This window comes from Calyptranema fuscum S582 (assembly GCF_055793305.1).
Genome location: NZ_JBSLYH010000006.1, coordinates 83,120 through 109,330 on the forward strand (window position 1 = coordinate 83,120; position 26,211 = coordinate 109,330).

General features: G+C 44.5%; 17 protein-coding genes. 15 read left to right on the plus strand and 2 right to left on the minus strand.

Features of this window, described 5'->3' with window-relative positions; all coding sequences use genetic code 11:
- Positions 1-155 precede the first annotated feature (155 nt).
- Positions 156-4,079, minus strand: a complete 3,924-nt coding sequence (locus tag ACR6Z4_RS06290; protein ID WP_479716380.1) for a WD40 domain-containing protein — start codon at positions 4,077-4,079, stop codon at positions 156-158.
- Between the two features lie 202 nt (positions 4,080-4,281).
- Here ACR6Z4_RS06290 and ACR6Z4_RS06295 point away from each other — a divergent pair, with 202 nt between their 5' ends.
- On the plus strand, positions 4,282-4,851 hold the full coding sequence (locus ACR6Z4_RS06295) for a glycine-rich domain-containing protein (protein WP_479716445.1): 570 nt from the start codon (positions 4,282-4,284) through the stop codon (positions 4,849-4,851).
- A gap of 77 nt (positions 4,852-4,928) precedes the next feature.
- On the opposite strand, the gene ACR6Z4_RS06300 is transcribed toward ACR6Z4_RS06295, so the two are convergent.
- The gene (locus tag ACR6Z4_RS06300; RefSeq protein ID WP_479716381.1) at positions 4,929-7,277 is read right to left on the minus strand and encodes an NB-ARC domain-containing protein; all 2,349 of its coding nucleotides are present in this window, start codon (positions 7,275-7,277) and stop codon (positions 4,929-4,931) included.
- Positions 7,278-7,866: 589 nt separating this feature from the next.
- Between ACR6Z4_RS06300 and ACR6Z4_RS06305 the strand changes: the two genes are divergently transcribed.
- From ACR6Z4_RS06305 to ACR6Z4_RS06370, 14 genes are all read left to right on the plus strand, one after another.
- The gene (locus tag ACR6Z4_RS06305) at positions 7,867-8,703 is read left to right on the plus strand and encodes a DUF2272 domain-containing protein (RefSeq protein WP_479716382.1); all 837 of its coding nucleotides are present in this window, start codon (positions 7,867-7,869) and stop codon (positions 8,701-8,703) included.
- A gap of 76 nt (positions 8,704-8,779) precedes the next feature.
- Positions 8,780-9,688: a peptidoglycan-binding protein gene (locus ACR6Z4_RS06310; RefSeq protein ID WP_479716383.1), complete on the plus strand. Its 909-nt coding sequence runs from the start codon at positions 8,780-8,782 to the stop codon at positions 9,686-9,688.
- A 42-nt stretch (positions 9,689-9,730) separates the two neighbouring features.
- Positions 9,731-10,000, plus strand: coding sequence for a peptidoglycan-binding domain-containing protein (locus tag ACR6Z4_RS06315; RefSeq protein WP_479716384.1), 270 nt, complete (start codon positions 9,731-9,733; stop codon positions 9,998-10,000).
- Between the two features lie 121 nt (positions 10,001-10,121).
- Positions 10,122-10,745, plus strand: coding sequence for a M15 family metallopeptidase (locus ACR6Z4_RS06320; protein WP_479716385.1), 624 nt, complete (start codon positions 10,122-10,124; stop codon positions 10,743-10,745).
- Between the two features lie 228 nt (positions 10,746-10,973).
- Entirely contained in the window at positions 10,974-11,441 is a 468-nt protein-coding gene (locus ACR6Z4_RS06325; protein ID WP_479716386.1) for a nuclear transport factor 2 family protein, read from the plus strand.
- A gap of 184 nt (positions 11,442-11,625) precedes the next feature.
- The gene (locus ACR6Z4_RS06330) at positions 11,626-12,420 is read left to right on the plus strand and encodes a hypothetical protein (protein WP_479716387.1); all 795 of its coding nucleotides are present in this window, start codon (positions 11,626-11,628) and stop codon (positions 12,418-12,420) included.
- Between the two features lie 83 nt (positions 12,421-12,503).
- Positions 12,504-13,838, plus strand: coding sequence for a hypothetical protein (locus ACR6Z4_RS06335; protein ID WP_479716388.1), 1,335 nt, complete (start codon positions 12,504-12,506; stop codon positions 13,836-13,838).
- Between the two features lie 694 nt (positions 13,839-14,532).
- Entirely contained in the window at positions 14,533-16,338 is a 1,806-nt protein-coding gene (locus tag ACR6Z4_RS06340) for an LIC_10190 family membrane protein (protein WP_479716389.1), read from the plus strand.
- 1,103 nt (positions 16,339-17,441) lie between these two features.
- Positions 17,442-18,866, plus strand: a complete 1,425-nt coding sequence (locus ACR6Z4_RS06345; RefSeq protein ID WP_479716390.1) for an FAD-dependent oxidoreductase — start codon at positions 17,442-17,444, stop codon at positions 18,864-18,866.
- 13 nt (positions 18,867-18,879) lie between these two features.
- The gene (locus ACR6Z4_RS06350) at positions 18,880-19,935 is read left to right on the plus strand and encodes a glycosyltransferase family 2 protein (protein ID WP_479716391.1); all 1,056 of its coding nucleotides are present in this window, start codon (positions 18,880-18,882) and stop codon (positions 19,933-19,935) included.
- 87 nt (positions 19,936-20,022) lie between these two features.
- Positions 20,023-21,168 carry a glycosyltransferase family 2 protein gene (locus ACR6Z4_RS06355; protein WP_479716392.1) on the plus strand — a complete coding sequence of 382 codons (1,146 nt, stop codon included), beginning with the start codon at positions 20,023-20,025 and terminating at the stop codon, positions 21,166-21,168.
- A gap of 139 nt (positions 21,169-21,307) precedes the next feature.
- The gene (locus tag ACR6Z4_RS06360; protein WP_479716393.1) at positions 21,308-24,031 is read left to right on the plus strand and encodes a glycosyltransferase family 2 protein; all 2,724 of its coding nucleotides are present in this window, start codon (positions 21,308-21,310) and stop codon (positions 24,029-24,031) included.
- 90 nt (positions 24,032-24,121) lie between these two features.
- Complete coding sequence (locus ACR6Z4_RS06365) at positions 24,122-24,922, plus strand: ABC transporter permease (RefSeq protein ID WP_479716394.1); 801 nt, start codon at positions 24,122-24,124, stop codon at positions 24,920-24,922.
- Positions 24,923-26,191: an ABC transporter ATP-binding protein gene (locus ACR6Z4_RS06370; RefSeq protein WP_479716395.1), complete on the plus strand. Its 1,269-nt coding sequence runs from the start codon at positions 24,923-24,925 to the stop codon at positions 26,189-26,191.
- Positions 26,192-26,211 lie beyond the last annotated feature (20 nt).

The following is a 26,211-nucleotide window of genomic DNA, read 5'->3' on the forward strand; positions in this document are numbered from 1 at the left end:
GGTTCTCACATCATCCTTGTCTTAATCAACCCTTCGACTGCTATATCATGGCGACTAAGGATTATGGATTGAAGAAACCCGAAGATCTAAGTTTGTCAGTGCGGCAGAGCTGTGCTGACAAACATAAACTTCCGAGTTTTATTTAATTGGTGATTCTAAGGGAAAGATGGTGTGTCTTCTATGGCTCCCAAAAGTTTCAAGTTGATAATTTGAGCAGCGGTCAAACCTTTGATGCGGCTAATGGTCATTCCTTCATACGGTCGGGGTGCTCTCAACGTCTGGAAACACTGCCCTGTGGGAAGATCCCATAGCTTGATGGTTTCATCAAAGCTAGCGCTAACCAGCAAGTTGCTCGGAACGGTTGCCGGAGATTGGCTGCTGGCTTCTACCTGTTCTTTGTTCACAGATGAGTTTGATAAGTCGGTAGAACAAACAATTGCCGACACTACTCCTTCATGTCCGTTGAAGGTGTGGATGCAGCGTCCTGTTTCTACATCCCATTGCTTAATCGTTTGATCAAAGCTACCACTGAATAGATAGTGACCGTCGGGACTAAAAGCGATCGCCACGACAGAATCTTCGTGCCCATACAGGGTTTGCAAACACTGTCCGGTCGTAACATCCCACAGCTTCACCGTATGATCGAAACTGCCGCTGGCTAACATGCTTTGCTGCTGCAAAAGGTCTGTACTGACAGGGCGAAACGCAATTTGCCAAACACTACTGGTATGACCGTGTAAGGTTTGAATACAGTGCCCTGTGGTCATATCCCAGAGCTTGATTGTCCTATCAAAACTACTACTGGCTAACCAACGCCCACCTGAACCAAATGCAACCTGCACAACCGGAGCCGTATGCCCAGTTAGCGTTGTCAAACACTTGCCTGTCTTAATATCCCAAAGTTTGATGGTTTGGTCGTAGCTGGCACTGGCAAACCGTTGATGTTCTGATGTGAAGTCGGCGGCAATAGACCACACCCAACTTGTATGACCTTTCAATGTGGTCAGACATTGACCCGTGGTGCAATCCCAAAACTTAATTGTGCGATCGGCACTGGCGCTTGCCAGAATAATGCTTTCCGATGTACAACCTTTGAGCAAAGTGTTAATCAGAGGTGGCATAAAAGCGACCGACCAAACCCGATCAATGTGTCCTTGAAGCACTTGCCCGAGTTTCCTTGAGGCAAGATGCCATACTTTAATGGTTTCATCTTCATGCCCACTGGCAAGAAGGGATTGCTGAGAATTGAGTGTTAGCGATAGCACTGTATTCGTATACCCCTTCCAGGTCTGAGTACAGTTCCCCGTTTCTATCTCCCAAAGCTTGATGGCATGGTCGTCACCCCCGCTCGCTAGATGGTGATCATCGGGACTCAATGCCACTGACCACACCCGATTTGTATGACCGTGTAGGGTTTTAAGACAGGGTAGGATGCGATCGCGACAGGATTGTGTGGAGTTCTCAATCCCCACTTCTCTCAGGTTCCATAGCTTGATGGTTCGATCATTGCTACAACTGATCAACGTTTGATCATCTGAACTGAACACAACAGTCGTGATTGCTCTGGTATGTCCTTCAAAGGTAGCAAGAGGTTGTCCGGTTTGGCTGTCCCACAGCTTAATCGTCTGATCCATGCTGCCACTGGCAATGTATTCGCCGGTGTGGCTGAATGCAATACATTTGACCCAATCCGAATGTCCATGCAATGTTTCATAGCAGTGTCCTGAATCAACGTGCCAGCGTTTGATGGTACAGTCTTCAGACGCACTGGCAAGCGTTTTACCATCGGGGCTAAAGGCGATCGCCCAAACTCGTTGGGTATGCCCGTGCAGGACATGAAGACACGTATCCACGATCTCTGGAGAGCTTTGTAACGCCGGGGGACTGACATCCCAAAGCCGAATCGTGCTATCTTGACTGCTGCTTGCCAGTATGCGTCCGTCTGGGCTGAACGTCACGGCATTGACGGAATAGGTATGTCCTTTAAACTGCTTCAAGCAGGTTTGATGGGTGACATCCCAGAGCTTCACCCAATAATCATCTCCGACGCTGGCGAGGACTTGACCATTCGGACTAAATGCGATCGCCCAAGTCCAGTAAGAATGAGCTTTCCAACTGCTTACTTGCTTTGCTGTCGAGATCTGCCGGATTAAAATCTCACCTGTAGTATCACTGGCAGCCAGTAGGTTTTCGGTTGGGTGAAAGGCAACACACAGCACTCCAGAAAACGTTTCGGCAAAAACTGATTGATATACCTCGCTATCTGCCAAATTGGTTCTGTGTAGGGTGCTCTGGGATAGATCTGCCTGTCGAATCACCTGGTGCGAAAAGTCGCGATCGCTTAAATTATAGTGCTCATATGCTTGCCCATGAGCCAGCAAGTTAATCAGATTGCCTGCGGTGTATCCCGTATCTATAGCCGATTGATATTTGAGTGTCTCCAAACATTGACTCAGACATGCATCAAGACAGACGGAGCCACCCAATGCAGAGCGCAATCGTTCGATAATGGGTTGCACAATCAAATGCCGTTGAGAGTCGCGAATGTGGTCGCTGGCTGTGGCTTGTAGCAGGGCATATTTCTTCAAGACATGAAATGTTTTTGTTTGAATCTCTTGATAGCTTTGCTCGATTAATTGGTCATTCAAATATTCTATTAGCACCGAATGAAGTTTGAATTTATCGTGATGCCGTTCCAATGGAAATCGACGCTGAAGTGCTTGTAACAGGGTGGGAAGATTATCCCGGATCGCCGGTGACAGTAGAGCGGCTTTGAGATCGGCGATCGCCACAGGTTCTCGATGAATGCTCAACCAATAGGCAATCTCTTGTTCGTGTTCCGACAAACGGCTAACATGCCAATCAAGTAATTCTCGGACATCCTGAAATAAATGGTTGCCCTGTTGAAAAAACGAAGTAATGTTACCCTGAAACACTTCATCAATATGTTTGGCAGTGAGTTCGAGTGCCAGGGGATTGCCCCGATAGCCTGTAATCAGGGTTTGCCATTCTAGTTCAGTGGCTTGAAAGCTGCCAATTTCAGCAAAAATTTGTTTGCCATCGTCTACCATTAATCCCTGCAAGTCTAGCGATCGCACTGGACGATTTTTTCCTTCTAATCGCGCCACTTCTTTGGGCTTCTCACGACTGGTGAGCAGCAAACAACTTTGATGAGGAACTTCACCCACGAGCTTCAACAACTGCCCATACCCTTCATAGCCGTTTCGATACTGCCCGACGACGCCACCTGCTTGCAAAATTGTTTCGACATTGTCAAACACCAGTAAGCAACGCTGCGATCGCAGGACGTCTAACAATTGAGCCATCAACTCATCGACCGTATGTGAAACCGGATAGGAAACCGTGGAGGCAGTATCAGCCGATAAAGCTTGCAGCAAATCGATCAATAGTGTCGTAAGGGGTGGCGCATTCAGCAGCGATCGCCAAACAATACACTGAAACGGGGTAGAGGGTTCACTAGTTTCCCAATACTCGCTTCCTACTTTTGAATTAACCTGGGATTCCCGTGATTTTTTGCTCCTGCTTGTATCAGATGCCAGCTCTACTAACTTCACTGATAAAGCTGTTTTTCCCGAACCCCCCATTCCCAAAATGGCGACCAGCCGACACTGATCATCAAGTAGCCATTGGGCGAGAATCGCAAGTTCTTGATGTCGTCCGAAAAAAGCAGGGATATCCGGTGCTGTACCCCAATGAACCACCGTAGAGACAACGCCTTGTTGGCTATCTCCAGAGCCTGGTACATGTTCCACCAGGGGTTCAACCATCGGAGTCATAGGGCGATCGCTGACAGTTTCCCCGTTGAGGTTCAGGAGTTGACAAAATACGTCAAACACTTTGGCGTTGATCGGTTTGCCCTGCAAAAATCGCTTCCAAGTCGAAAGAGAAATTCCGGCAGCAAAAATTCCTGTAAACGCTGGAGAAGTCCAATCTGTCTGGGGGTCGAGACATTGACTGGCAGCCGTTAACCAGCGTGGATCTTCAATTGCCCAGTTCTTTGCTTTACGAGCTTGCCTGATCTGCTCTAATCCTTGATGGGAGGCTTTAAGTGATGACACGTAGGTACACCCCGGTGAGGAAATTGTCAAGACTCAGTTTTCTATTACTGTAACTGACCTGGAAAGTGAGCCAGTCAAAATCAGTAAGGTCAATTGAGTCCAGTTGTATCTTACATTAGCGAAATTCATCCGACTGATTCATCCAATGAGTTGATGCGTTTTTCTAAATGATGTTTCCCTGAAGGAGTACGCTCCCGTGGTTATGCCAGAAAAAGCCTCTACTGAAGAATTTCATGGTTTTTTGCAAAAGGTTCGATTGCTAGATTTAAGTCCTATTGCCTATCAGCTGATGCAATCGCGTTCGGGACTGCAATGGACCCGCGAGCAGACGACGACAGCGATCGCTCACTATTTAGCGTTTCTTTATTTGATTCATCGTTATCCTCACCTGCAACTCTCTCCAAGTTGGGAGATTGATCAAGTATGGCATTATCATATTCTTGACACCGTCAAATATGCTGAAGATTGCCAGACTCTATTCGGCTATTTCATCCACCATTTTCCTTATCTGGGAACACGCGATGATGCCGATCAACGAGACTTGTATCAAGCGTTTGCCTTGACTCAAGTTTTATTTCATAAGCACTTCGGGATTGAATTAATCCTTCATCAGCGATCGCTTTGTGATTGCGAACCCTTGCTAATCAGTCGTTTAGACTCAGCCATACATTGTCAAGCGATGGGCGATCGCCCTGCGGTGGATCACCGTCCTGGCGTTGATATCAGCATGACAGAGGTGATCCGCATCTTACCTCTAGGGGTTACAAACTAAATAAAATCTGGGAATTTATGCTTGTCAGCGCGGCAACGCCGCGCTGACAAACATCATCTTCGGTTGTATCGTAATTCTCAACACTGATCTTCAATCGATCGCAGTAACATCTCTGTTTCCCTGGCTTCTGGCAGCATTCCTAAGCGCTCAAAGGTTTGTTTTGCTGTTTTTGCCCACTCATAGGCAAGGGTTGGATTGCCCAATGATTGTTCTAACTGAGCCAGCGATCGCTGACAGAAAGCTGCTCGACAATCATCCCGATAGGTTGCGGCAATCTGCAAGCCTTCTTCTAGCAACTGTTGCGCCTCTGAGAAATTGCCTTGCTGAATGGCAATATCTGCCAACCAATCTTTGGCTAAAAAGATTGCTCGTTGCCATTCAATCTGTTGCGCCTGTTCTAGCACTTGCTGAAACAGGCTTTTTGACTGATCATACTGCTTCGTTTTGTAGCAAATTTCGCCGTGATAATAGTGCAGATGAATCTGCGATCGCAGAACCCAGTCAGCGTCTGAGAGGGCGCTATGGAGCAAGGTTGATGCCTGCTGCAACCAGTCGGTTGCTTGATCAAACTGTTGTTGCTGAATTCTTAATACGGCAATATGAATGGCTAACTCAGTCTGGAAGGGTAGAGCTTGATGAAAACGGAGTTGCCACGCTTTTTGATAGACTTTATTGGCTTGTTCTAAGTGTCTGGGATGCCCTAACAACGTCAATGTCCACCCCTGGTCAAACATGACCCTCAGAGCAGTCAACCAATCTTGTCGTTGCTCTGCTGCCTGAATCAGCCAATCTGTCCAGTCCAGTCGTGTATCCCAATAGCTCAAACGATTGCCCCGATAACCCTGCGCGTGAGTATAGCAATTGATCTGCTGCCAAAATTGACAAACATCTTCGTACCGTTCTTGATCAATACACCATTCGATTGCAGATTGTAGATTGTCCCATTCTTCGTCGAGTAAGGCATAGTCTATCCATTCTTTCCAATCTTTGCCGCCATGCTGGTTCACAATGTTCAGATACCAGCTAACCCATCGATCGCGAGCTTGCTGCTCAAACTTAGGATGTGCCATCAGTTCAGCGATCGCATACTCTCGTGTTAATAGCAGCATGGTATAGCATTCTTGCTGCTGATTGACCAACGAAAGTTGTTGCAAATGTGCCAAGCCTTCAATAGTTTCGGCAAGTGAAGCGCTACCTGCAACATGGGCGATCGCGGTGGCGGTGATCGGCTGAGGAAATAATGCTAACGCCATCAGTAATTGATGAGACGATTTTCCTCGCAATTGCATCATTGAACTGTCGAAGTAAAAGCGACAAAAATTGCCACCCATTCGCATCAATCGTTCTGGTACTTCTCTTAATGGGTAGCCAGCAGCAAGTTGCCCAATCGCATACACAATAGCAGCTGGAATGCCACCTGTTTTGGCGCTTAATGTGTGTGCTTCATCGTCAACCAGGGTCAGGTTTTTACTTTGAGCTTGCTGTTGAATCAGATGAACGCTCTCTGGTTCTGTTAATGGCTCAAGTTGCAAGGTAGTAAAGGGCGTTTGCTGACGACTGGTCACTACTACTTTAACAACGGACGGCAACTCATATAAGAAGGCAAGGACGGCATCATAGTCCTCCAATGTCTCTAAATTATCGACAATTAGTAAGGTTTTTTGCCGTGCTAGACCTGCTTGAATTTGGGTCAACTGCTCATCAAACTCAAGTAACAATATATCAGAGCAATTCAGCGTTCGTGCGATCGCTCGAAATAGATCACGTAAGTTCAATTGCGGTTGCAACCGCGACAAAATTTTCTGGGGAGTCAGCCTTTGTTGCTTGGCAGACGTGAAAATGATGGCATTAAAATCGGAATGCAAGCATTCATAAGCTGCCGCCATTGCCAAGGTGGTTTTACCCATCCCACCCATCCCCTCAATGCTAATGCAGTGGGTAGGATTGTCAAACGATAGCAATTCTAATAGGGTATGAAGTTCGCGATCGCGCCCGATTAACGCACCAAAATCTCGAATCGGCAAGTTGTGGTAAACCGTTGGGTTTGCAGGTAAAGTCATGGCTAGAGGGTCATCTGACCCTTGCGCAATGGTCTCTGGTTGTAAACCAACCCGATGTTTGTAACCCGCCTTCTCCAACGCCACCGAAACTTCCCGCCAGTTTTTGACAGGCTTCTCCGTCAACCCTTCAATATAACGATACAAGCCACGCGACAAATCAACACGCAAACCTTGAGGCTGACGATACAATGCCGCCGCAATATCGTTGGGGTCGATACCACACAACAACCCTCGCAAACAAACCGTTTCAGTCGGCGAAATCCTGTGCTGTTTGACCTTTGCTAAATCGGTACACAACTGATCCAAATCCCAGAACTGAACAGCATCAGGAAACAGCACTTCCGGGGGGCTAGAAGATGATTTCACAGGCAATCACTTTGTACAGGAGGAATATTATCAGTCATACCACGTCAGTTGGGCATTGTCAGGAGACTCGATCGATACCTGCCCATTTCAGCGGCTAAATTCTCTTAAAACTTTACAGTCCTTATGCTTAACCTCCTAATCAAAATTCCTAACGTTCATTAGGTGTCAGTAAAATCACATACCCTTATGGTGGATTCACAACCCAAAAAACACATCTACCGCCATCTACCAACGCTTCGATGAACACCTTCTATCTCTCATCTCAGATGAGTACAGGCATTTGGGTTGGGAGTAAGAGTAAAAGGGGGCGATCGCCCTCTCAGCCAGTTTTAAGGCATCTATCTTAGCTATGAGAAAACCGTTAAAACATTACTAAGAGAAGTCCAAGAAATGATTGATCCTGTCATGCTGAATCCTTATTTCTGGCAAAGTAAATGTGGAGAAATTAGGGTGGTGTATATCTTTCCTAGAACAATGCCTAACGTACATTAGGTGACGCAGAGTAAAGGGTGTATTTCGATCAGTAGTTTAGAGTGCTTTACCATTGATAGAGGTCATACTTACTTAAGGAAAAGAAAGGAATTGAAATATGAGTGGATTAATTGAAAATGATCCAGAAAAGGTTGGTTCTGTAGCAGCGTGGCAAAATATCTTAAACGGTTGTGGTTATGTACCTCCACTACTAATTACGGGATATATGGATGAAGAAACCACCGCAACAACTAAAAGGTTTCAGAGAGACCTCGGGTTATTGGAGACCGGAAATGTCACTCTAGATACGTGGAAAGCGGGTTTAAAGCATGATAAAGAATCTGGATGGCCTAAGGAGACTCCAGATATTGAGCCCAAAAGCCAAGTGTCAGATTATGCCAAGAAACTAGCAGCTATCGCAGAATCAGAATTCAACGCTTTCCATTTAGAGGATGAAACCGATCCTGCGTTATCCCGCCGTATTAAACAGTATTGGACTGATCTTGGTTTTTTATTTCCTGGTGTAGGAACAGCGTGGTCAGCGGTTTTCGTTTCTTGGTGTGTTAAGACTGCTGGAGCTACAGCTAACGAGTTTAAGTTTGACCCAGCACATTCAGCGTTTGTTCACACAGCCATCAAAAATGCTGACAGCAAAACTGGAGTTTTTCGAGCCTTTGAAATTGATTCATACGCTCCTCGTGTAGGAGATATTATTCAAAATAACCGAGGAGGAAACACGTTTGATTTTACCTTTGCAAAGGCAAACACTAGTTACAAATCTCATTCGGCTATTGTAGTTGAGACAGGAACTGACAGTAAAGGTAACTATCTTCTCACCGTGGGTGGTAATGAGAGTGATTCTGTTGGCAAAAAGCTCATTCGTTTAACACCTGGCGGCTTACTTAAGCAAACTAGTGCAAATCAATTCATTTGTGTAATTAAAACAATGAAGTAATTTAACACTCTATTCCATCTACAACTTTACTCGTTGAAAGTCTCACTCATTCAAAATGATTGTTATTAGGTGAAATATGAATACAGGAATAATAGAGGATAATCTATCTGTAGTTGGCTCTGTAGCGGCATGGCAAAACATCCTAAATGGCTGTGGTTACAAACCTCAACTGATTGTGACTGGAGCGATGGATAAAGAAACTGTCGCAACAACTAGAAGATTTCAACAAGATCTTGGTCTACCGATCACTGGAACTGTAACACTTGAGACTTGGCAAGCGGGTTTAAGTCACAAAAAAGAGGATGGATGGTCTCCGGTTACTCCTCCAATTGCGAGTGCTTTGGACAAAGTTTTGGTGTCTACTGCTCAAATTCTTAAACTGGCTCCTACAGCTAAAAATAACTATCTCGATGCCTTCAAAAATGGGCAAGCTACGCTTGATCGATACGAAATATCAAAAACACCCCTTCGAGTAGCACATTTCATAGCACAAGTCATGCATGAGTGCGGTGCATTAACAATTGAGTTTGAAAACCTCAACTATAGTGCTAAGCGTTTGCCACAAGTTTGGTCTAAGAGATTTAAGCCTAGAGGACCATTAGATCCTGCCGACTATGCTGGTAATCCTGTCAAACTTGCGAATGAGGTTTATGGAGGAAGGATGGGCAATACAGCTCCAGGAGACGGGTTTAAATATCGTGGTCGAGGTCTTTTACAACTGACGGGTAAAGAAAGCTATGTAGAAGCAACAAGGATACTACAGAAAACTGATCCTTCTGCTCCAGACTTTGTTACCCAACCTGATGAAGTTATCAGTGCGAAATGGTGTCTAGAGATTGCAGCATCAGAATGGGAAGAAAAAGGGTGTAATACTTTGGCTGACAGCGATGATATTAAGGCAATCACTAAAAAGATTAACGGAGGACATATTGGTATTTCTCAACGAGAAGACTGGGCTAAGAAAACAAAAAAAGTTTGGTTTTGAGTACAAAAGTTTGATGCACTGTCTAGATAGTAGGTGAAAGTTATGTTCCAAGTAACTGGTGAACAATTAACTCCGGCATTTATGGAAAATCTATACTTAGGCTCAAAGGGGATAGATGTAGAAAAGCTTCAGCAAAAACTGCAAGAGCTGGATTTGTATACTGGTCCAATCGATGGTCTTTTTGGTTTAGGTGTGGAACAATCCGTCAAAGATTTTCAAGATAGCCAAGGATTTGCGCCTGATGGAGTTGCAGGTGTTAGTGTTTTAGTTGCTTTAGGTCTATTGACTGTCGAACGGGATTCATTGGAATAGGTCATAGCGCTCTCAAACAGATTTCCCCGATAGCCCTTTCCTGGTTGCTTTTTTTCCTGCTGGATAACAAAGAGAAGGTTAGAGACTTTCCAGTTAAATTTACATTTTCGGAGTTACTCTGATGTCAACATTGTTCAAGGATATTAATCTTTCAAGTTGCCCCAGTACTGTTATCCTCAAAGGGTTGAACGATCAGCTTTTAGCTGAGTTACAAATTATCGCACCTGGCAAACTTGTTGATATTAGTGGACTTAATGTATCCCTGAATTCTGGCGCTATTCCCTTTGTCGGTGGTTCAACCGTTAGGACAAAACTTGAAGCGGCAATCACTGCTCGTGGGGTAACACTTCACATCAATTCAGCATACCGAACCTTTGCGCAGCAATTTTTGCTATTTCGGGAAAAGAATTTTGTTCTTAGTGCCTGTGGTATTACAGCAGTGGCAAGACCCGGTGCAAGCAACCACGAAAGTGGCTTAGCATTAGATATCAAAGATCCTTTAACTTGGAAGCCTTTTCTCCAAACTCAAGGTTGGAGACACTTTGGGTCTAGAGATTTACCCCACTACGATTTTATTACAGGTGGAACAGATCTCCGTTCTCTAGGAATTAAGGCTTTCCAAAGTCTTTGGAACAAGCATAATCCGCTTGACAAAATTGATGTAGACGGTCAATTGTTACTTCCAAACTGGCAAGATTCTGAAACTATTAAACGATTGCTCAAGACGCCGATTGATGGTTTCTAATATACTACTTACGGAATCGACAGTTTTCAAGGAGAAGCTGTCGATTCTAGATCCTTTTTCAAGGAAAAGCTGTCGATTCTGGATCCTTAAAATTGCCGAACAATTTAATTTGTCAATGCAAGTTCGGAAGAAAACTTTTGAAATTCTGTTACTTAATAAATTTAGAGGAATAGAGCTATTTCTATTTTTCTTTAAAAATCAGATTACTAGATAGAATAGGAGATTGATGTGCCAAATCAAGAAATAGTCGAGAAATTTCTAACTTGTTATCAAAACCATGACTTTAATGGTATGCATGACTGTTTAGATAGCAATGTGATGTTTTCTGATTTTGCTTTTGATAAAATTCAAGGTAAAGAAGTAAGAGCAATGTGGCATTGGTTTTGTATCCTATATTCGCCGCGCAAAGATCCCGTTAATGTTCCTGAATTCAAAGTTGTTAAAGCTGAGGATGGTACGGTCGAAGCAGAGTATAGAGTAAGTTACCTCTATGGCGATAAGCAGAGATGTGTTGACTATTGGATCAAATCTAAATTTGGAGTTCAAAATAATAAAATTATTGAGCAAGTAGACACTTTCAGGGATCTTTTACAGTTTTTTAAATTTACCAGAATGGCTTTTGGCTTTCCAGCCCAGCTAGTTGCCTTGACTCCACTCTTGCGTAAGACAGTAAGAGAAAAAGCCGCCGAAAGCTAAATAAATTCATGAGTGATCATACTTATTGATACAAATTTCTTGAAAATCAAATATGGTTAGTTAGACTTGTCACATTCTCCGATGATTATTGGCTATTTGGTTCTCGTATCCAGTACTTTTAATGGGCAATATTTATAATGCCTGAGCTTCAAGATGAACTAAAAACCTAATTTAGGAAAAATCTATGCTTCTTCCAGTAACATCTAGAGAATATAAGCTCATTCTCAATAGCGATCGCTTTCAAGATCGAGATATAGGATGTCAAGCATTTAGACAACTAGTTGAGTTTTTAATCAAGGAATATGGAGGTGTCATTGAAAAACAACAAAATGATGTAGATGATGAAGAATTACGAAAAACTTGGTATGTAGATACTCCTGAATTAGCTCTTCAGCAAAATAAATTTGTCTTACGGGTTAGAGAAGAGGAACAATCAGTTTATAAAACAACATTGAAGTACCGTTCGGGCGATCGGTATATATCTGCTTCTAAGAATGTAGATACTGCTGATGGTAAACCTAAGTTTGAAGAAGATATCACTCCTACATTTATCAGCAAATTCTCTAAGTCATGCTCTGCTGAAACGGAAAATCTTTATAAATTAGAGACAATAGGGGATGTAATTCAACTCTTTCCGGGGCTGAATGAGCTTCCACTTTCGAGTGATACTCCAGTAACGATCGTTAAAAATTTTGTTGCCCATGAAGTATTTCGTAAAGCAGGGCAGATTAAGTTTTCAAATCAAAAACCCATTATCAAATTAGCATTTAGTTTTTGGTATTTGCCAGAAAGTGTCGGCTCATACCCTCTTATTACTGAATTTTCATTTGATTATGATTCACTCAATGAATCAGATGAAGATTTTCCAGTTGCTGTTGTAGATGTATCCAATAAATTTTTCGCAGCATTACAGAGACAGGCGGGCTGGCTAAATCGAGATAATGATACAAAAACTAATTATGCTTATGAATCTCTTTAAAGTGACGTAAAAACTATGATATGGTAAAGCAAGATTTTTCTCTTATCAATGTGATATTTATTAATTGATTAATTTGAGATTTTATGCTGAGTAGAATCAAGAAACAATGGATATTTATTTTTTTGTTAATAGTAAGCTTTGTCTTCTCTATTAACTTAGCGGTTAATGCCCAAACTCCATCCCCTACAATTTCACCCTCTCCAGAACCTTCAGCGATTTCCTCACCTGTAGCCCCTACAGAATCCTCAGCTACAGAGTCTCTTTCTACACAACCTCCAGAAGTATCTCTAAAAACTAGAGCAGTAATCGCTGGAACAAATGGAAAAGGTCAGGTCAGGTTGGGCGATCGCATTCAAGTTGAGGTAGAGGGGCTTTCAGATGCATTAAAAAGCAATCAATCTGAGCGTCTCAAGCTTGAATTGTATTTGGATGGGCACGCTCTCAAAGGAGTTTATGGTGAACCAGTTGGACGTAATTTATTAGAATTTCATCTCATCCGCACTAACGAATCTCAAGATGCATGGAACGCTATACTGGGTAGCCCACAGGATCAAGTACGTCACACAAGAGTGGGTGTTGGTTTTCCAAATCAATTAGAGCTCTCGCTAGCAGATGGTGTTACTCAACCAATCCTGGATCTCACCATATTTGGTCGAGGATCAGCAATGCTTTATCTTGTTGTTTTGGGTATGGGCTTAATTCTATTCCTGATCCTTGCACGTATTACCAATATAGTCCGAGATTCTGTTCCGACAAATCCTAAACAAGGCGATAAAAGACCTTACAGTCTCGGAAGATGTCAAATGGCTTTCTGGTTCTTTTTAATCATTTCTTCTTTTGCATTCATCTACTTAATTACAGGAGATTACACTGATATCATCACAGGTCAAGCTCTTGTCTTGTTAGGTATCAGTGCCAGTACTGCCATAAGTGCTGTTGTTATAGACGATGGCAAGCGTGCTGAGATGGAAAGCCAGCTTCAAAATCTTCAGGTGGAACAAGAAAATCTCGATGCCGAGATGGCAGATTTTACCTCAACAATATCTGATCTTGAGCAAAAGATTAAATCTGGAACAGCACTGAGTTTAAATGAGCAGCAGGATTTAACTCGCTCTAAAGCGGAAATCACCGAGAAAGAGAAACAACTGAAGATCAAGACTTCTGATATCGGAAAACTCAGAGGTAAGCTTGAACAACCAGCCTCACAAAACTTTTTAATGGATATTTTGAGTGATGTCAATGGGATTAGTTTTCATCGATTTCAAATACTCATATGGACTCTAGTTCTTGGAATTATTTTTGTGATTCAAGTCTGGAAAAATCTTACATTTCCTGAATTTGATACAACCTTATTAACATTACAGGGGATTAGTGCTGGAACCTATCTCGGCTTTAAATTCCCAGAGCAACAAACATAACTTTGCGATCGCTTCTAACTCATATTCCGCATTTCCACTGGCACATCAAATGTTGGTGGCGAAATAACGTGCTCGCAGCGATCGCAAACTATATTAATTCCCAATCAGGTAAGCTGATTGAGAATAGCGGATGAATCATTCAAATGAGCCAAATATGTTAAAGCTACTGCTGTGGGTGAGTTTTAGCTTGAATAATCTAGGGCGTGTTACTGAAACTTGCTAAGAAGGTTGTTTTTTCGTGCGCTTCGCGCACGAAAAAACAACTTTTAAAACAGACCCTAATGTAAGTCAAGGGAGCACGCGAGCAATCAGAGCAACTTCGGGAGATGAGCCGTGCCACCTACTGGCAGGGTGAAGAGGCTATGATTGCATTAGTAGAGAATTTACTAAAAGCACGAGCAGAAACGATTGGGAAACTGGAATACCGTAGTAAAGCTTTTGTGATCAGCAGAAGTTCGAGAACTATTGTCTGGGGCATTTGGCTGCCTAATTGTCCTTGCGCTCACTAGATGGTGATCGGGTTTTTTGTTGTATTTAGAGCTATCTTTCCACCCTCAAAAATCAGGGGTATAATCGGCTGGATGCTCTAGAACAGGTATTCCTAAGACGTCTCATTTCTCTCAATCTTCAGCCTCAGTAGTTACTTTCCGGTCTTATTTAATCCATCATCCTTAGTTACCAAACCCCCGTATTCATGCTGTACTTTTTAGTCGTTTGGTTCATTTTAGGAAGTGCTTGCTGTCTTATTGGAACGACGCTACTCTGGGCGATGAAGGCTGATTGTTTTTCAAGAATGGGCGATCGCTGGATTGCAGCTGTTTGGTTAGGATTAATCATCCTCAACCTATCCTTCTTAACCCTATCTTGTTTTCTGCCACTGACCCCTATCGTAGGCTGGAGTTGGATTCTAGGATTAGCCTGTCTTTGCCTGATCGTAAAAGCTGTGCGCACTGAAATCACTCGCGTTATCACCACTCTAACCCCGACTCAGGGCATTGCAGGACTGGCGATCGCTCTATGCATTGCCGCGTTCATGACTCAGCAAGTTACCTGGATTGATACGGGCTTATACCACTATCCTTTAATCCATTGGATACGCGACGTTGGCTTGGTTCCAGGCTTAGCACTGTTATCCAGTCAATTGGGTTATATTTCGTCCTGGTTTGCGATCGCCGCACCCTTGAACCCAGTCGCTCTCGAAGGGCAGGTGAGTGCCGTCACCAACGGTTTTGTTGTGCTGCTCATGACCTGGCAAATTGGCATTGTTGTCCATCGAGGCTTCAGATCTCAAGCCCAACTGAGTGATTGGTTTTTATTGATCTATTCTGTGATGACACTGCCCGTGCTACTGGGCACGCATCTGTTGTCTACCGTCCTAGTGTCTGCTTCGCCCGATATTGTGATAATTTTTCTCATTGGCATTGTGGCATGGACGATGTTGGTCATTTCGCCCCATCCATCGGATTTGTCTTCCTCTGGTTTAACCAAAAACTTGAACGCAGATCTCATTCCCTTATTGCTTTCGGCTGGAGCCGTTAGTATCAAGCTTATTGCCTTACCCTTACTTCCCGTTTCCGTCTGTTTCTATCTATTCATCAGAGGTATCCGCTGGCTGCGTGTTGCTATGGGTACGGTGCTAGGCACACTCATGTTAACTCCCATACTGGCGGCTAACATCCTGACTTCAGGCTGTCCGCTCTACCCTTCTCCAACCTTGTGTTTACAGCTACCGTGGTCAAAAACTGCCTATGAAGCTCATGCAATGGCAGAAGCAACCAGAGGATGGGGTGTTTGGTTCGGTTCTCCACCTACAAATGTCAATCCGGTCTGGTGGATTTTTCAACAATGGTTCAATTCCATTGGCTCCAGTAAACTCATTGTCTTACTCGTTATTTTGTCTTTCCTCTCAATGTTCTATGTGTTCTGGACGGGGAAACATGCCCATCGCTTGATGAAAATCCCCCGATCCCGGCTTTATCCAGAACACTTGCACCAAAAAAAACTGATGTCATCTGGAAAAGGTCTTTTCTGGCTCGTGGCTATCGCGGTCATAGGTATTGGTTTTATCTTACTTTATGCGCCTCTGTTTCGGTTTGGCATGGGATACGTTGTTTTATTACCTGCGTTAGCGATTGCGACTGCCCTTTGCTCGTCTTTGCAGAAGCAGAGTAGATTTGATTTGCCTTGGCTCAACACTTTGCTTACCCCATCTTCATCTACGCAGCGGGATATCTTTTTCCTCAGTCTCAGTTTAAGTGTGGCAACGGTTGTTCTGGCGATTCATCAAACCCGCTTTGTCTTACCGCCTGCTTTCGATCGCGTGGAGGTAGACGTACAACAGGTCAATGATGTCACTTTTTTCGTTCCAAAAAATGAGAAAATGGCGTGCTGGGCAGCTCAGTTACCCTGTACCGCAGAGCCAGCCGCCGATATCCAATTACTAGACCCTCGTCAGGGGATTTGGGCTGGGTTTACCCGGAAGATTTTGGATCCAAACTAAACCATGTACACTTTGCTTCCAAGATTGCATGAAGTGGTCGTGATATTTACAGAGTAATTTTTTGTGGCGTGGGCGTCGCCCGCGCCACAAAAAATCATGACAGTCCTGGGACTACTATATGAAGTTAAGCAAAACTAGCTAACCAGGGAAGTATACCGTTTTCATGGGTAAAGAAAGTTTAAATGCTAATGGATTGATTCAATTCGATTTGGAGCTTCATTATGACAAAATCAGCCAATAGGCTGATTTTTTTTACGTAAAGTGCGTTAATCTTCAAGCAATTAGCTCGATTGGATAGATTAAAAGATCAGTAGAACCCAGCAGAGACGATTGATCTTCAGTATTAATTGAATTGTGAATCACTGCTGGAAGACATTTAATTCTCTTTTGTTAGACATTTAGATATAACCAGTGAAATTATTGTGCCGCAATAGTTTTGAGGTTTTAAATTCAGATTTTAGAGAAAACCTGAAAATCAAATTCCGATGAATTTTCAACAATAATCCTGTTAGATCGATTACTTTGATGCAAATGTAGATTGTAAGGGAACTTTAACTAGGGACGTGTTGAAATCGACAGGGGCTACCAAAGGGGGCATACGAATCAGTGAAGTTCTCAAAAGAAGAGTTGAAAAAGAAAAAAGTTCTACAAGAGTTTGGGTTCTGTTGCACAGGTGAAAGAAATCATCATCGTTTCATCAAACTGCTAGTGATCCCCTCTCTTTAAAGACTTCATTTGAAATTTTAAACCGTGTCTGAGTGGCACAAATTAATCTTTGCTCGTATCATATTATTAATTTTCATTGCTTTGTATGTAGATTGATAAAGATAAAGAGTGCAAGGATTTTTCTGCAAAAGAACTCTACACGCCATACTTCACCCAGGCGGATACTGTCCTGGAACGGTCATAGAATGAGCTGGTTTATCGCTATCTGGCTCAAAGAGTCACTGGTCCTAAACCCTGGATAAAAAAGCGGAGGCTACACTCCAGATCGGTTTTTCTTGCACCTTGTCCTACATCATGGGGCTGCTTCTATAGGATTTCTCTTAAATGATTGGGGAGTTTTTTCGGTAATGGTTATCACCAATTACTTGGGTAATGAGATGGTTCCAGCAACTTCAGATAATGGAAGACAGCAGCATTTTGTGATTTTGGGGGGTGGTTTGGCTGGTTTGGTAACAGCTTATGAGCTTGTTCACCGGGGGCACGCCGTTACGGTGATCGAACAAGCCGCAGACGTTGGTGGGCTGGCGCGGACGTTTGAAAAAGATGGGTTTCGATTTGATATCGGTGGACATCGCTTTCACAGCAATAATCCCAATGTGGTGCAGTGGCTTAAGAATCTTCTGAAATCCGATCTGTTGGTGGTGCCGCGCACCAGTCACATTTATCTCAACAACCAGTTTGTTGATTACCCGATCCAACTGCCCAAAGCGCTATCGATTTTTTCGCCCCATAAGGCAATCCAGATGGTGGGGAGTTATTTAGCTGCCAGGATTCGCGATCGCCATCGTCCAGATATTTCGTTTGAAGATTGGGTAATCAAACGCTACGGCCGGGAATTGTATGAGGTTTTTTTTCAACCTTATACCGAGAAAGTTTGGGGAATTCCCTGCGATCAGTTATCTGCAAGCTGGGCAGCCCAACGAATTGGCATTCCTAGCTTTCTTAGAATGATCAAACAGGCGATCGCCCCTGATAAAGAAACCCTGGCGACGGCAATTTCTCACTTTTACTATCCCCGTGCTGGCTTTGGCATGATCCCCAAAGCGCTGGAGAAAGAAATTATTCTGCGGGGTGGCGTGATCCATACACAAACTTCTCTGCATCGCTGTGTCCCTCAAGAGCAAGGCTTTGAGATAACGGTTCAAGATCAAGCGGGTACCTATCAAACCTTAAACGCGGATCAGGTGATCTCAACAGTACCGCTAAACTGCTTATTCAATGCGCTGCCTGAAGAGTTGGGGAGTCGGGCTGCTCTAAAGGACTGCGATTTAGAATATCGCGATATGATTTGCCTGTTTGTTTCCTTAAAACGCAAGCAAATTAGCCAGGACAGCTGGACGTATTTTCCTCTCAAACATCTTGTTTTTGGGCGTACCCATGAACCTAAAAACTGGTCAGCGGAAATGGTGCCCCGTGATGACTACACCTCACTGGCGATTGAAATCTTTTCGAGCCGGACGGATGATGTCTGGAATCTGTCGGATGACGACTTGCTAGATCGAGTGGTCGAGCAAATGGATCAAATTGGTTGGTTCAATAAAGAAGATGTCGATCAGCGGTGGATTTTGCGGGTGCCCTATGCGTATCCGGTGTATCACATTGGCTACCAGGAAAAACTGAAACGGGTCAAAACCTACCTGAGTCAATGGAATAACCTCCATCTGGTGGGTAGGACGGGTTCGTTCCACTATATGAATAGTGATGGTGTGATTGAAGATGTGTTTCAGTTAATGGAAACCTTGTTCCCCACCCAAGACCTCAATGTGAAACCGTTATCTGTCACCACAGGACGCTGGATGTAGGAGCAAATGGCAGATGACACGCACAAAACCGCCAGAGACAGGTTCTCCTTTTTTCTCAATTATTATTCCGGTTTATAACGGTGGAATGGCATTCCGGGCTTGTCTACATGCGATCGCCCAGTCTCAGTTTCAAGACTGGGAGTTGATCGTCGTGGATGATAGTTCAACGGATGATTCGGGTGAACGGGCGATCGCGTCAGGTGCAACAGTTCTCAAAACCAACGAACGCCTGGGACCCGGTGCTGCTCGTAATCTGGGTGCGGCAACAGCTAAAGGCAACTATCTCTGTTTTATTGATGCAGATTGTGAGGTTCATCCAGATACCTTTTTGCAACTGGCAATGGCATTGCAACAAGACCCGACGATTGATGCGGTGTTTGGTTCCTATGACGATGCCCCCAAAGCGACCAATTTTGTTGCCCAGTTCAAAAACCTGCTGCATCACTATGTGCATCAAACAGGGTGTGAAGACGCGTCTACCTTCTGGGCAGGTTGCGGAGCCGTTAAGCGGTCTACGTTTTTGAAGCTGAGTGGGTTCGATGTTTGCCGTTATGATCGTCCCTGTATCGAAGATATCGAGTTGGGCTACCGCATCCGGCAGGCAGGTGGGCATATTCGTCTGGTCAAACAGGCTCAGGTTAAGCATTACAAAGCCTGGACATTTTGGGGGCTGATTAAAACGGATATTTGCGATCGCGGGATTCCCTGGACCATCCTCATCAAAAGTAATCCATCGGCGTGTGTTAATGATTTGAATTTAAAGACCTCTAGCCGTATGAGTGTGGTGCTATCTTACCTGCTTGTACTGTTTACCTTGGCGAGTGTGTATCGCATCGATTGGTTCATAGGTGCCCTGGTATGCGCTATCGTGCTGGTGAAACTTAATTGGGATGTCTACCAATTCTTTCATCGTAAACACGGGTTGATCTTTGCTGTTCAAAGTGTCTTGATGCATTGGCTGTATTTCCTCTACGGGGGGCTTGCCTTTGTTTTAGGGACGATCGTGTTCTGGCTGGAAAAGGCTAAACCGATGAGCCGCAATTGTTACGTTAAGTCGCCAGTGCGTTAGAAAATGCTGCCATAAGGGCACCATAGAGTGTTATTCGGGCTAGCAACCTGCTTCGTTTTGTTGATTGTGCTGCGTTCTCTGGGCATCATGAATACCTTCACAGTGTCTGCTCGATTTCCACTCATTTCCGTTATCATCCCTGCCTACAATGCTGAGGCGTTTATTGAACGCACACTGCACTCGGTTTTGTCGCAGACTTATCGCCAAATCGAAGTATTGGTTGTGGATGATGGCTCCAGCGATCGCACTCCTGAAATTGTCAAGGCGATCGCGGAAACAGACCCACGGGTTGTGCTGTTCAGTCAAGCAAATGCCGGGGTTGCACTGGCGCGCAATCTGGCAATTGCTCATGCCAACGGTGAATGGATTGCACCAATTGACGCCGATGATATTTGGTATCCCAAGCATCTCGAAAAGCAGGTGCAATGCTGTCTGCAATCTGATGAGTCGGTTGGGGTGATCTATTCTTGGTCGTTAGATATTGACGAAAATGATTCACCGATTGATGGCTATCATACGGCAACCATAGAGGGAGATGTGTTTGCGACGTTGCTGTGTCATAACTTCATTGGCAATGCCAGTGCCACCCTGATTCGCAAAACGTGTTTGGATACCGTGGGTGGCTATGATTCCTCGTTCAAACAACTGGAGGCTCAGGGGTGTGAAGACTGGGATTTATATTTACGTCTTGCAGAATCCTATCAGTTTCGGGTAGTACCAGAATTTTTGGTGGGCTACCGCAAAATTGCAGGTAGTATGTCTCGCAACTACGGCAAAATGGCGCAATCTCATGAGCTGATGATTGAGCGAACATTAGCACGTCAATCTGGACTTCCTGCTATTTTATTCAAACTATCTCGCAGTAGTTTTTATCTCTATCTGGCGCAGCAAAGCCGTCAAATTCAATGTTATCGGGGAACGTTGTACTGGCTATCTCAAGCCGTCCGAGCCGACCATGTCACCCCATTGTTGCGCTTAGGGTGGTACATTCTCGTCGTTGAAAGTTTTGTCAGGTTAGCCCTTAAGGAAATTTCTGCTTTTATTGGACCAGAGAATCCTTATTGGATGACGCTGAAAACCTTTCTAAAACATCGATTAACCCAAACGGCTAACCTGCTGCCCCAATCATGGTTACGAAAATGGGGTGTCAAGTTCAAAGTCTTGATCAGTGACAAGTTGCATCATTTTCTCCCTTTTTTAAACCGAATAAACGGAAACTCTAAAGCGTTGTAATCGGTCGGCAGCTACCTTTAACCATCAATCACGAAACCCTTACATCACCTACTGCGCAAACAGCGTCAGGTTTAGAATCGGACTTTTCATCCTGTTTAGAGACATATCCACTTCATTCTTTTTAGCTTGCACCTGAACCATGCCCACATCCCTTGCCCCTGTCAAAGTTGTTGATATTGAACTGAGCCAACCCATCCCAACTTTCACAGGCTTAGAACACTATATTGCACTGAAAGGACTGGTTCGTTTACATGGCGTGCCGATTGGCTATATTCAGGCACCAATTTTCGCAGGGCAGTGTCCGACCCAAACACTCAGTAAGCTGATTTTAGAACAGCATAGTTGGGCAATTACGGCTCAATTACTCAAGCAAGGATTGACCGCTGTAGAACGCTTGGAAGACTTGCAACTGGAAGATTTGATTGCCATGCCACCGCCTCAGTATGAAGGGGATCATCTGCTGGTGACAGTGGCAGTCTGTACGCGCGATCGCCCGGATGATATGGTGCTTTGTCTGGAAGCATTAAACCAATTAGACTATCCCAATCTTGAAATTCTTGTGGTGGATAATGCGCCTGCCACTGAAGCCACAAAAATTCTGATTGATACCCAATATCCCCAGGTGCGCTATGTGCGAGAGCCTCGTCCGGGGTTGGATTGGGCAAGAAATCGGGCAATTTTAGAAGCAAAGGGAGACATCATTGCCTATACCGATGATGATGTGGTAGTTGATCCCGGTTGGGTCAAGGCGATCGCCCAGGTGTTTGCCGAAAATCCTGAAGTCATGGCAGTCACAGGGTTAGTCGTGCCCTATGAATTAGAAACAGAAGCGCAAGTTTTGTTTGAAAAATATGGTGGCTTTGGGCGAGGATTTACTCAAACGTGGTATCGCGCCGAGAAAGACAAGCCGATTCCCTGGCGATGGTTGGGTACCGGACAGTTTGGTACGGGTGCCAACATGGCATATCGACGGTCTGTTTTTGAACAAATTGGCTACTTTGATCCAGCTCTGGATGTGGGTACGGTCACGAACGGGGCAGGAGACTTAGAAATGTTTTTTCGAGTGTTGAAAGCAGGGCATACGCTGGTTTATGAACCACAAGCTCTGATTCGACATCGGCATCGACGCGACTACGCCAAACTTAAAACCCAAATTCGCAATAATGGTAGCCTTTACACCTATTTTTGGTGCAGTGGTTGGTCATACCCCGATCAACGATTAACGTTTTTGTGGTTAGCCATTTGGTGGATGTTGTATTGGAATGTGCGACGGTTACTGATTGCTGCATTGCACCCGATTCAATTTCCTAAAGAGCTGATTTGGGCGGAGTTTTGGGGCGCGTTTATGGGGTTGACGACCTATGCTAAATCTCAACGGCGGGCGGCTGAAATTACTAAATCGTTCGCTTGTGCAGATGATCCACCGATTCCTCCCAAGTATGTCCATTGTCCTCAGACACCGCTTAGAGGCAAGTTTGAAAAAGCAGTTGCTGTTCGTCAGTTAGAGTTGTCAGAGCCATTATCTCCGCTGGAAAACCTGAGCAACTATGATGAAGTTCAACTGTTTGTTTCGTGGAAGGGCAAACCTCTGGGCAACTTTACGATCGCCAATCGCAACCAATCGATTAGTTTAGGTCGTTTGCGCACAGCCATGATCGATGGGTTAGGCATGGGATTGCTCAATTTTGAGGGGCACTCTTCTCAAGATGCGCTGTGGAACAAAATACAAACTTTGCTGCGGCAACATTACGTGCCCAAAGAAATTGCTGATCCTATCCGTTTACCCGATTCAATTCCGGTATCGGTCGTGGTCGGAACGTGCGATCGCCCGGATGATTTACGTAACTGTATTCGCAGTTTAAAAGCACAATCTACATCACGATCTGTTGAAATTATTGTGGTGGATAATCGTCCGGATTCTGGCTTAACTCCGCCTGTGGTTGCTGAATTTCCGGGGGTGGTGTTAGTTAGTGAATCTCGTCCGGGTGTTTCCTATGCACGTAATGCCGGAATCGCTGCCAGTACAGGAGATATCATTGCGACGACGGATGATGATGTGAAGTTGCCGGTGGATTGGTTGGAAAATCTGATTACTCCGTTTGTTCGAGCTGATGTCATGGCAGTGACCGGAAATGTGTTGCCATTGGAGTTAGAAACGCGCTCTCAACAGCTTTATGAAAGTTATGGCGGGTTAGGTCGTGGGTTTCAATCGTTTGAGGTTAATGGAGACTGGTTTGAGCAGTTTCGCTGGCGTCCGGTACCAACCTGGATTTTAGGAGGTACCGCAAATTCTGCCTATCGTGCCAGTTTGTTCTGTGATCCAGAAGTAGGGCTGATGGTAGAAGCCTTGGGACCCGGAATGCCATCGGGTGTAGGAGAAGATAGCTATCTCTTCTACAAAATTCTCAAGGCAGGTTACACACTGGCATACGAGCCTAATGCGTATGTTTGGCACCGACATCGGCAAACAATGGACGCACTACGTCGCCAAATTTATAACTATAGTAAAGGGCATAGTGCGCACCATCTGACAACGTTGTTTCGTGATTGGGACTGGCGGGGGTTACTACAACTTTTAGTTGGGCTTCCTGCCGCTCATTTTTGGCGAATTTATTACTCGTTACGCGGATGGAGCGATTATCCAATTTCGTTGGTTTTGCTAGAAATCAAAGGAAATTTAGCGGGTCCCTGGGCGTTATGGCGATCGCACCAGAGAGTTTTCAAAGAAGGACGGAGCGCACCTTATATTCCTGTTGCATTACGAACTCGTGAGGCACCTCTAAATATCGCCACACCTGTTGAGCCGTCTGAACCAGAGGATGACGTCATGTCTGACACCAGGGCATATTCCGAAACTATTTGAGACTAAAAGATTGGGGCATTTTGTCCCAATCTTTTAGTTTCAGTACCTGTCGTGTCCTGTTGAACTGTCGATGTTAGAGGAGTGTAGAACATGACTGCGTCAAGAAAGTCAAAGCGACCTATCAGTCTGCACCAATTTGGCTATTTGTGGGATTTATTGCGATCGCTGGTAGATCGTGAGATGAAACTCATGTATAAGCGATCGTCTCTGGGGATCGCCTGGACATTAATCAATCCACTATTTCAACTTGCTGTTTTTGTTTTTGTTTTTCAAGCCGTTGTACCAGTTAATATTCCCCAATATTCATCGTATGTTTTTATTGGGTTATTGGTCTGGAATTGGTCTCAAACAGCTCTCTATCAAGCAACAGGCATCATTATCAATAGCCGCCCTTTGATTCGTCAACCTGGTTTTCCGGTCACCATCTTGCCGATTGTCATTGTGACGACGGGGTTGATTCATTTCTTACTCGCTCTACCTGTATTGATTGCTTTTCTGTTGATTGATGGTGTGAAGTTTACTCCCTTCATTTTATGTTTGCCGTTACTGCAACTTTTACAATTTGTCCTAACCGTCAGCCTTTCCTATTTTCTGGCGGCTTTGAATGTAACGTTTAGGGATACACAACATACTCTGGGTGTGATTTTACAATTTCTGTTTTATCTCACCCCCATTTTTTATGACCTCAGAAACATTCCTGCTCAATACTGGTATGTTTATGGATTAAATCCAATGGTTCATATCGTTACATCATATCGGCAGATTTTATTGTGGGGTGTTGCACCCGATTGGCTCGCGTTAGCCATCATTACTGTGATTACGCTCGCTTTATTACCGCTTGGATATGCGGTATTTAAGCGTCAAAGTGCTCGTTTTGTGGAGGAGATCTAAATGCACGATGCCATCGTCGTAGAGAATCTCGGCAAGTGGTTTCGACGCTATCATGCAGAAAAACCCATGACGATTATGGAAGCGGCATTATCCGGATTGCAGCGAATGCGTCCGGTGGAGGAGTTTTGGGCACTGCGGCACATCAACTTCACCGTTGCGGCAGGTGAAATGCTGGGTGTGATTGGACATAATGGCGCAGGTAAATCAACATTGTTGCAAATATTAGGCCAGATTGCCCCTCCTAATGAAGGACGCATTCATATTAATGGTCGAATTGGTGCGTTGTTAGATCTGGGAGCGGGGTTTCATGGCGATCTGACGGGTCGAGAGAATGTATTTACCAATGCAATTGTGGCAGGTTTGACTCGCAAGGAAGTTGTACGTCGGTTTGATCAGATTGTTGATTTTGCTGAACTGGAAGAGTTTATTGATAATCCTGTACGAACTTACAGCACAGGTATGGCAATGCGTCTAGCATTTGCGATCGCCGTCCACACGACGCCCCAAGTGTTGCTGGTCGATGAGTTCTTATCTGTGGGTGATCTGGCATTTCAGGCGAAATGCTTGAATCGAATTGCGGATTTAAAGGAGCAAGGCTGTGCCATTGTTTTGGTTTCTCATGATGTGGATCAGGTCGATCGGCTGTGCGATCGCGCTCTATGGTTACGACATGGAACAGTGGTTGCCTATGGCGAACCAGAGGTTGTGGTCGGGCAGTACACCAGTGAAATGCGATCGCAAACGCAGCAGCGTACACCCAAACGCCCTGCACAACTGACTGAATCTGGAGTTGAGTTACGTGTTAACGAAAATCGGTTTGGCTCTTTAGAGGTCGAAATTACAGGCGTGAAGCTTTTACCCGATTCGACGATGGAGTCGGGCGCGCCATTGACGGTTGAAATTGAGTATGAGTCTCCTGAGATGATTGAATCTGCTATTTTTGGCGTGACTCTCAGTACGGCAGATGGACAACCTTGTTTAGATGTCAATACTTGTGACATGGAAATCCCGATGACAGTTTTGTATGGGAAAGGGCGAATTCATCTACAAATCGATCGCCTCGATTTGAACCAGGGTAGTTACTTTGTTAATGTCGGGATTCATCACAGTAATTGGGAATATACCTATGATTATCATTGGCATGTGTATCCCTTAGAAGTGCGCTCGTTCCAAAGCAGCAAAGGGATTCTGAATCCGCCTTGTCGTTGGCAAATGGGTTCAGTTTTATCGTCTGGGACGGAAGTTACTACGCGATCGCTCCAGAATTGAAAAAAATCAGAGTATTGCTG

Coding starts and splice junctions, on each gene's coding strand:
- ACR6Z4_RS06295 (WP_479716445.1), top strand. CDS start 4,282: ATGCCAGAAAAAGCCTCTACTGAAGAATTTCATGGTTTTTTGCAAAAG.
- ACR6Z4_RS06305 (WP_479716382.1), top strand. CDS start 7,867: ATGAGTGGATTAATTGAAAATGATCCAGAAAAGGTTGGTTCTGTAGCA.
- ACR6Z4_RS06310 (WP_479716383.1), top strand. CDS start 8,780: ATGAATACAGGAATAATAGAGGATAATCTATCTGTAGTTGGCTCTGTA.
- ACR6Z4_RS06315 (WP_479716384.1), top strand. CDS start 9,731: ATGTTCCAAGTAACTGGTGAACAATTAACTCCGGCATTTATGGAAAAT.
- ACR6Z4_RS06320 (WP_479716385.1), top strand. CDS start 10,122: ATGTCAACATTGTTCAAGGATATTAATCTTTCAAGTTGCCCCAGTACT.
- ACR6Z4_RS06330 (WP_479716387.1), top strand. CDS start 11,626: ATGCTTCTTCCAGTAACATCTAGAGAATATAAGCTCATTCTCAATAGC.
- ACR6Z4_RS06335 (WP_479716388.1), top strand. CDS start 12,504: ATGCTGAGTAGAATCAAGAAACAATGGATATTTATTTTTTTGTTAATA.
- ACR6Z4_RS06340 (WP_479716389.1), top strand. CDS start 14,533: ATGCTGTACTTTTTAGTCGTTTGGTTCATTTTAGGAAGTGCTTGCTGT.
- ACR6Z4_RS06345 (WP_479716390.1), top strand. CDS start 17,442: ATGGTTCCAGCAACTTCAGATAATGGAAGACAGCAGCATTTTGTGATT.
- ACR6Z4_RS06350 (WP_479716391.1), top strand. CDS start 18,880: ATGACACGCACAAAACCGCCAGAGACAGGTTCTCCTTTTTTCTCAATT.
- ACR6Z4_RS06355 (WP_479716392.1), top strand. CDS start 20,023: ATGAATACCTTCACAGTGTCTGCTCGATTTCCACTCATTTCCGTTATC.
- ACR6Z4_RS06360 (WP_479716393.1), top strand. CDS start 21,308: ATGCCCACATCCCTTGCCCCTGTCAAAGTTGTTGATATTGAACTGAGC.
- ACR6Z4_RS06365 (WP_479716394.1), top strand. CDS start 24,122: ATGACTGCGTCAAGAAAGTCAAAGCGACCTATCAGTCTGCACCAATTT.
- ACR6Z4_RS06370 (WP_479716395.1), top strand. CDS start 24,923: ATGCACGATGCCATCGTCGTAGAGAATCTCGGCAAGTGGTTTCGACGC.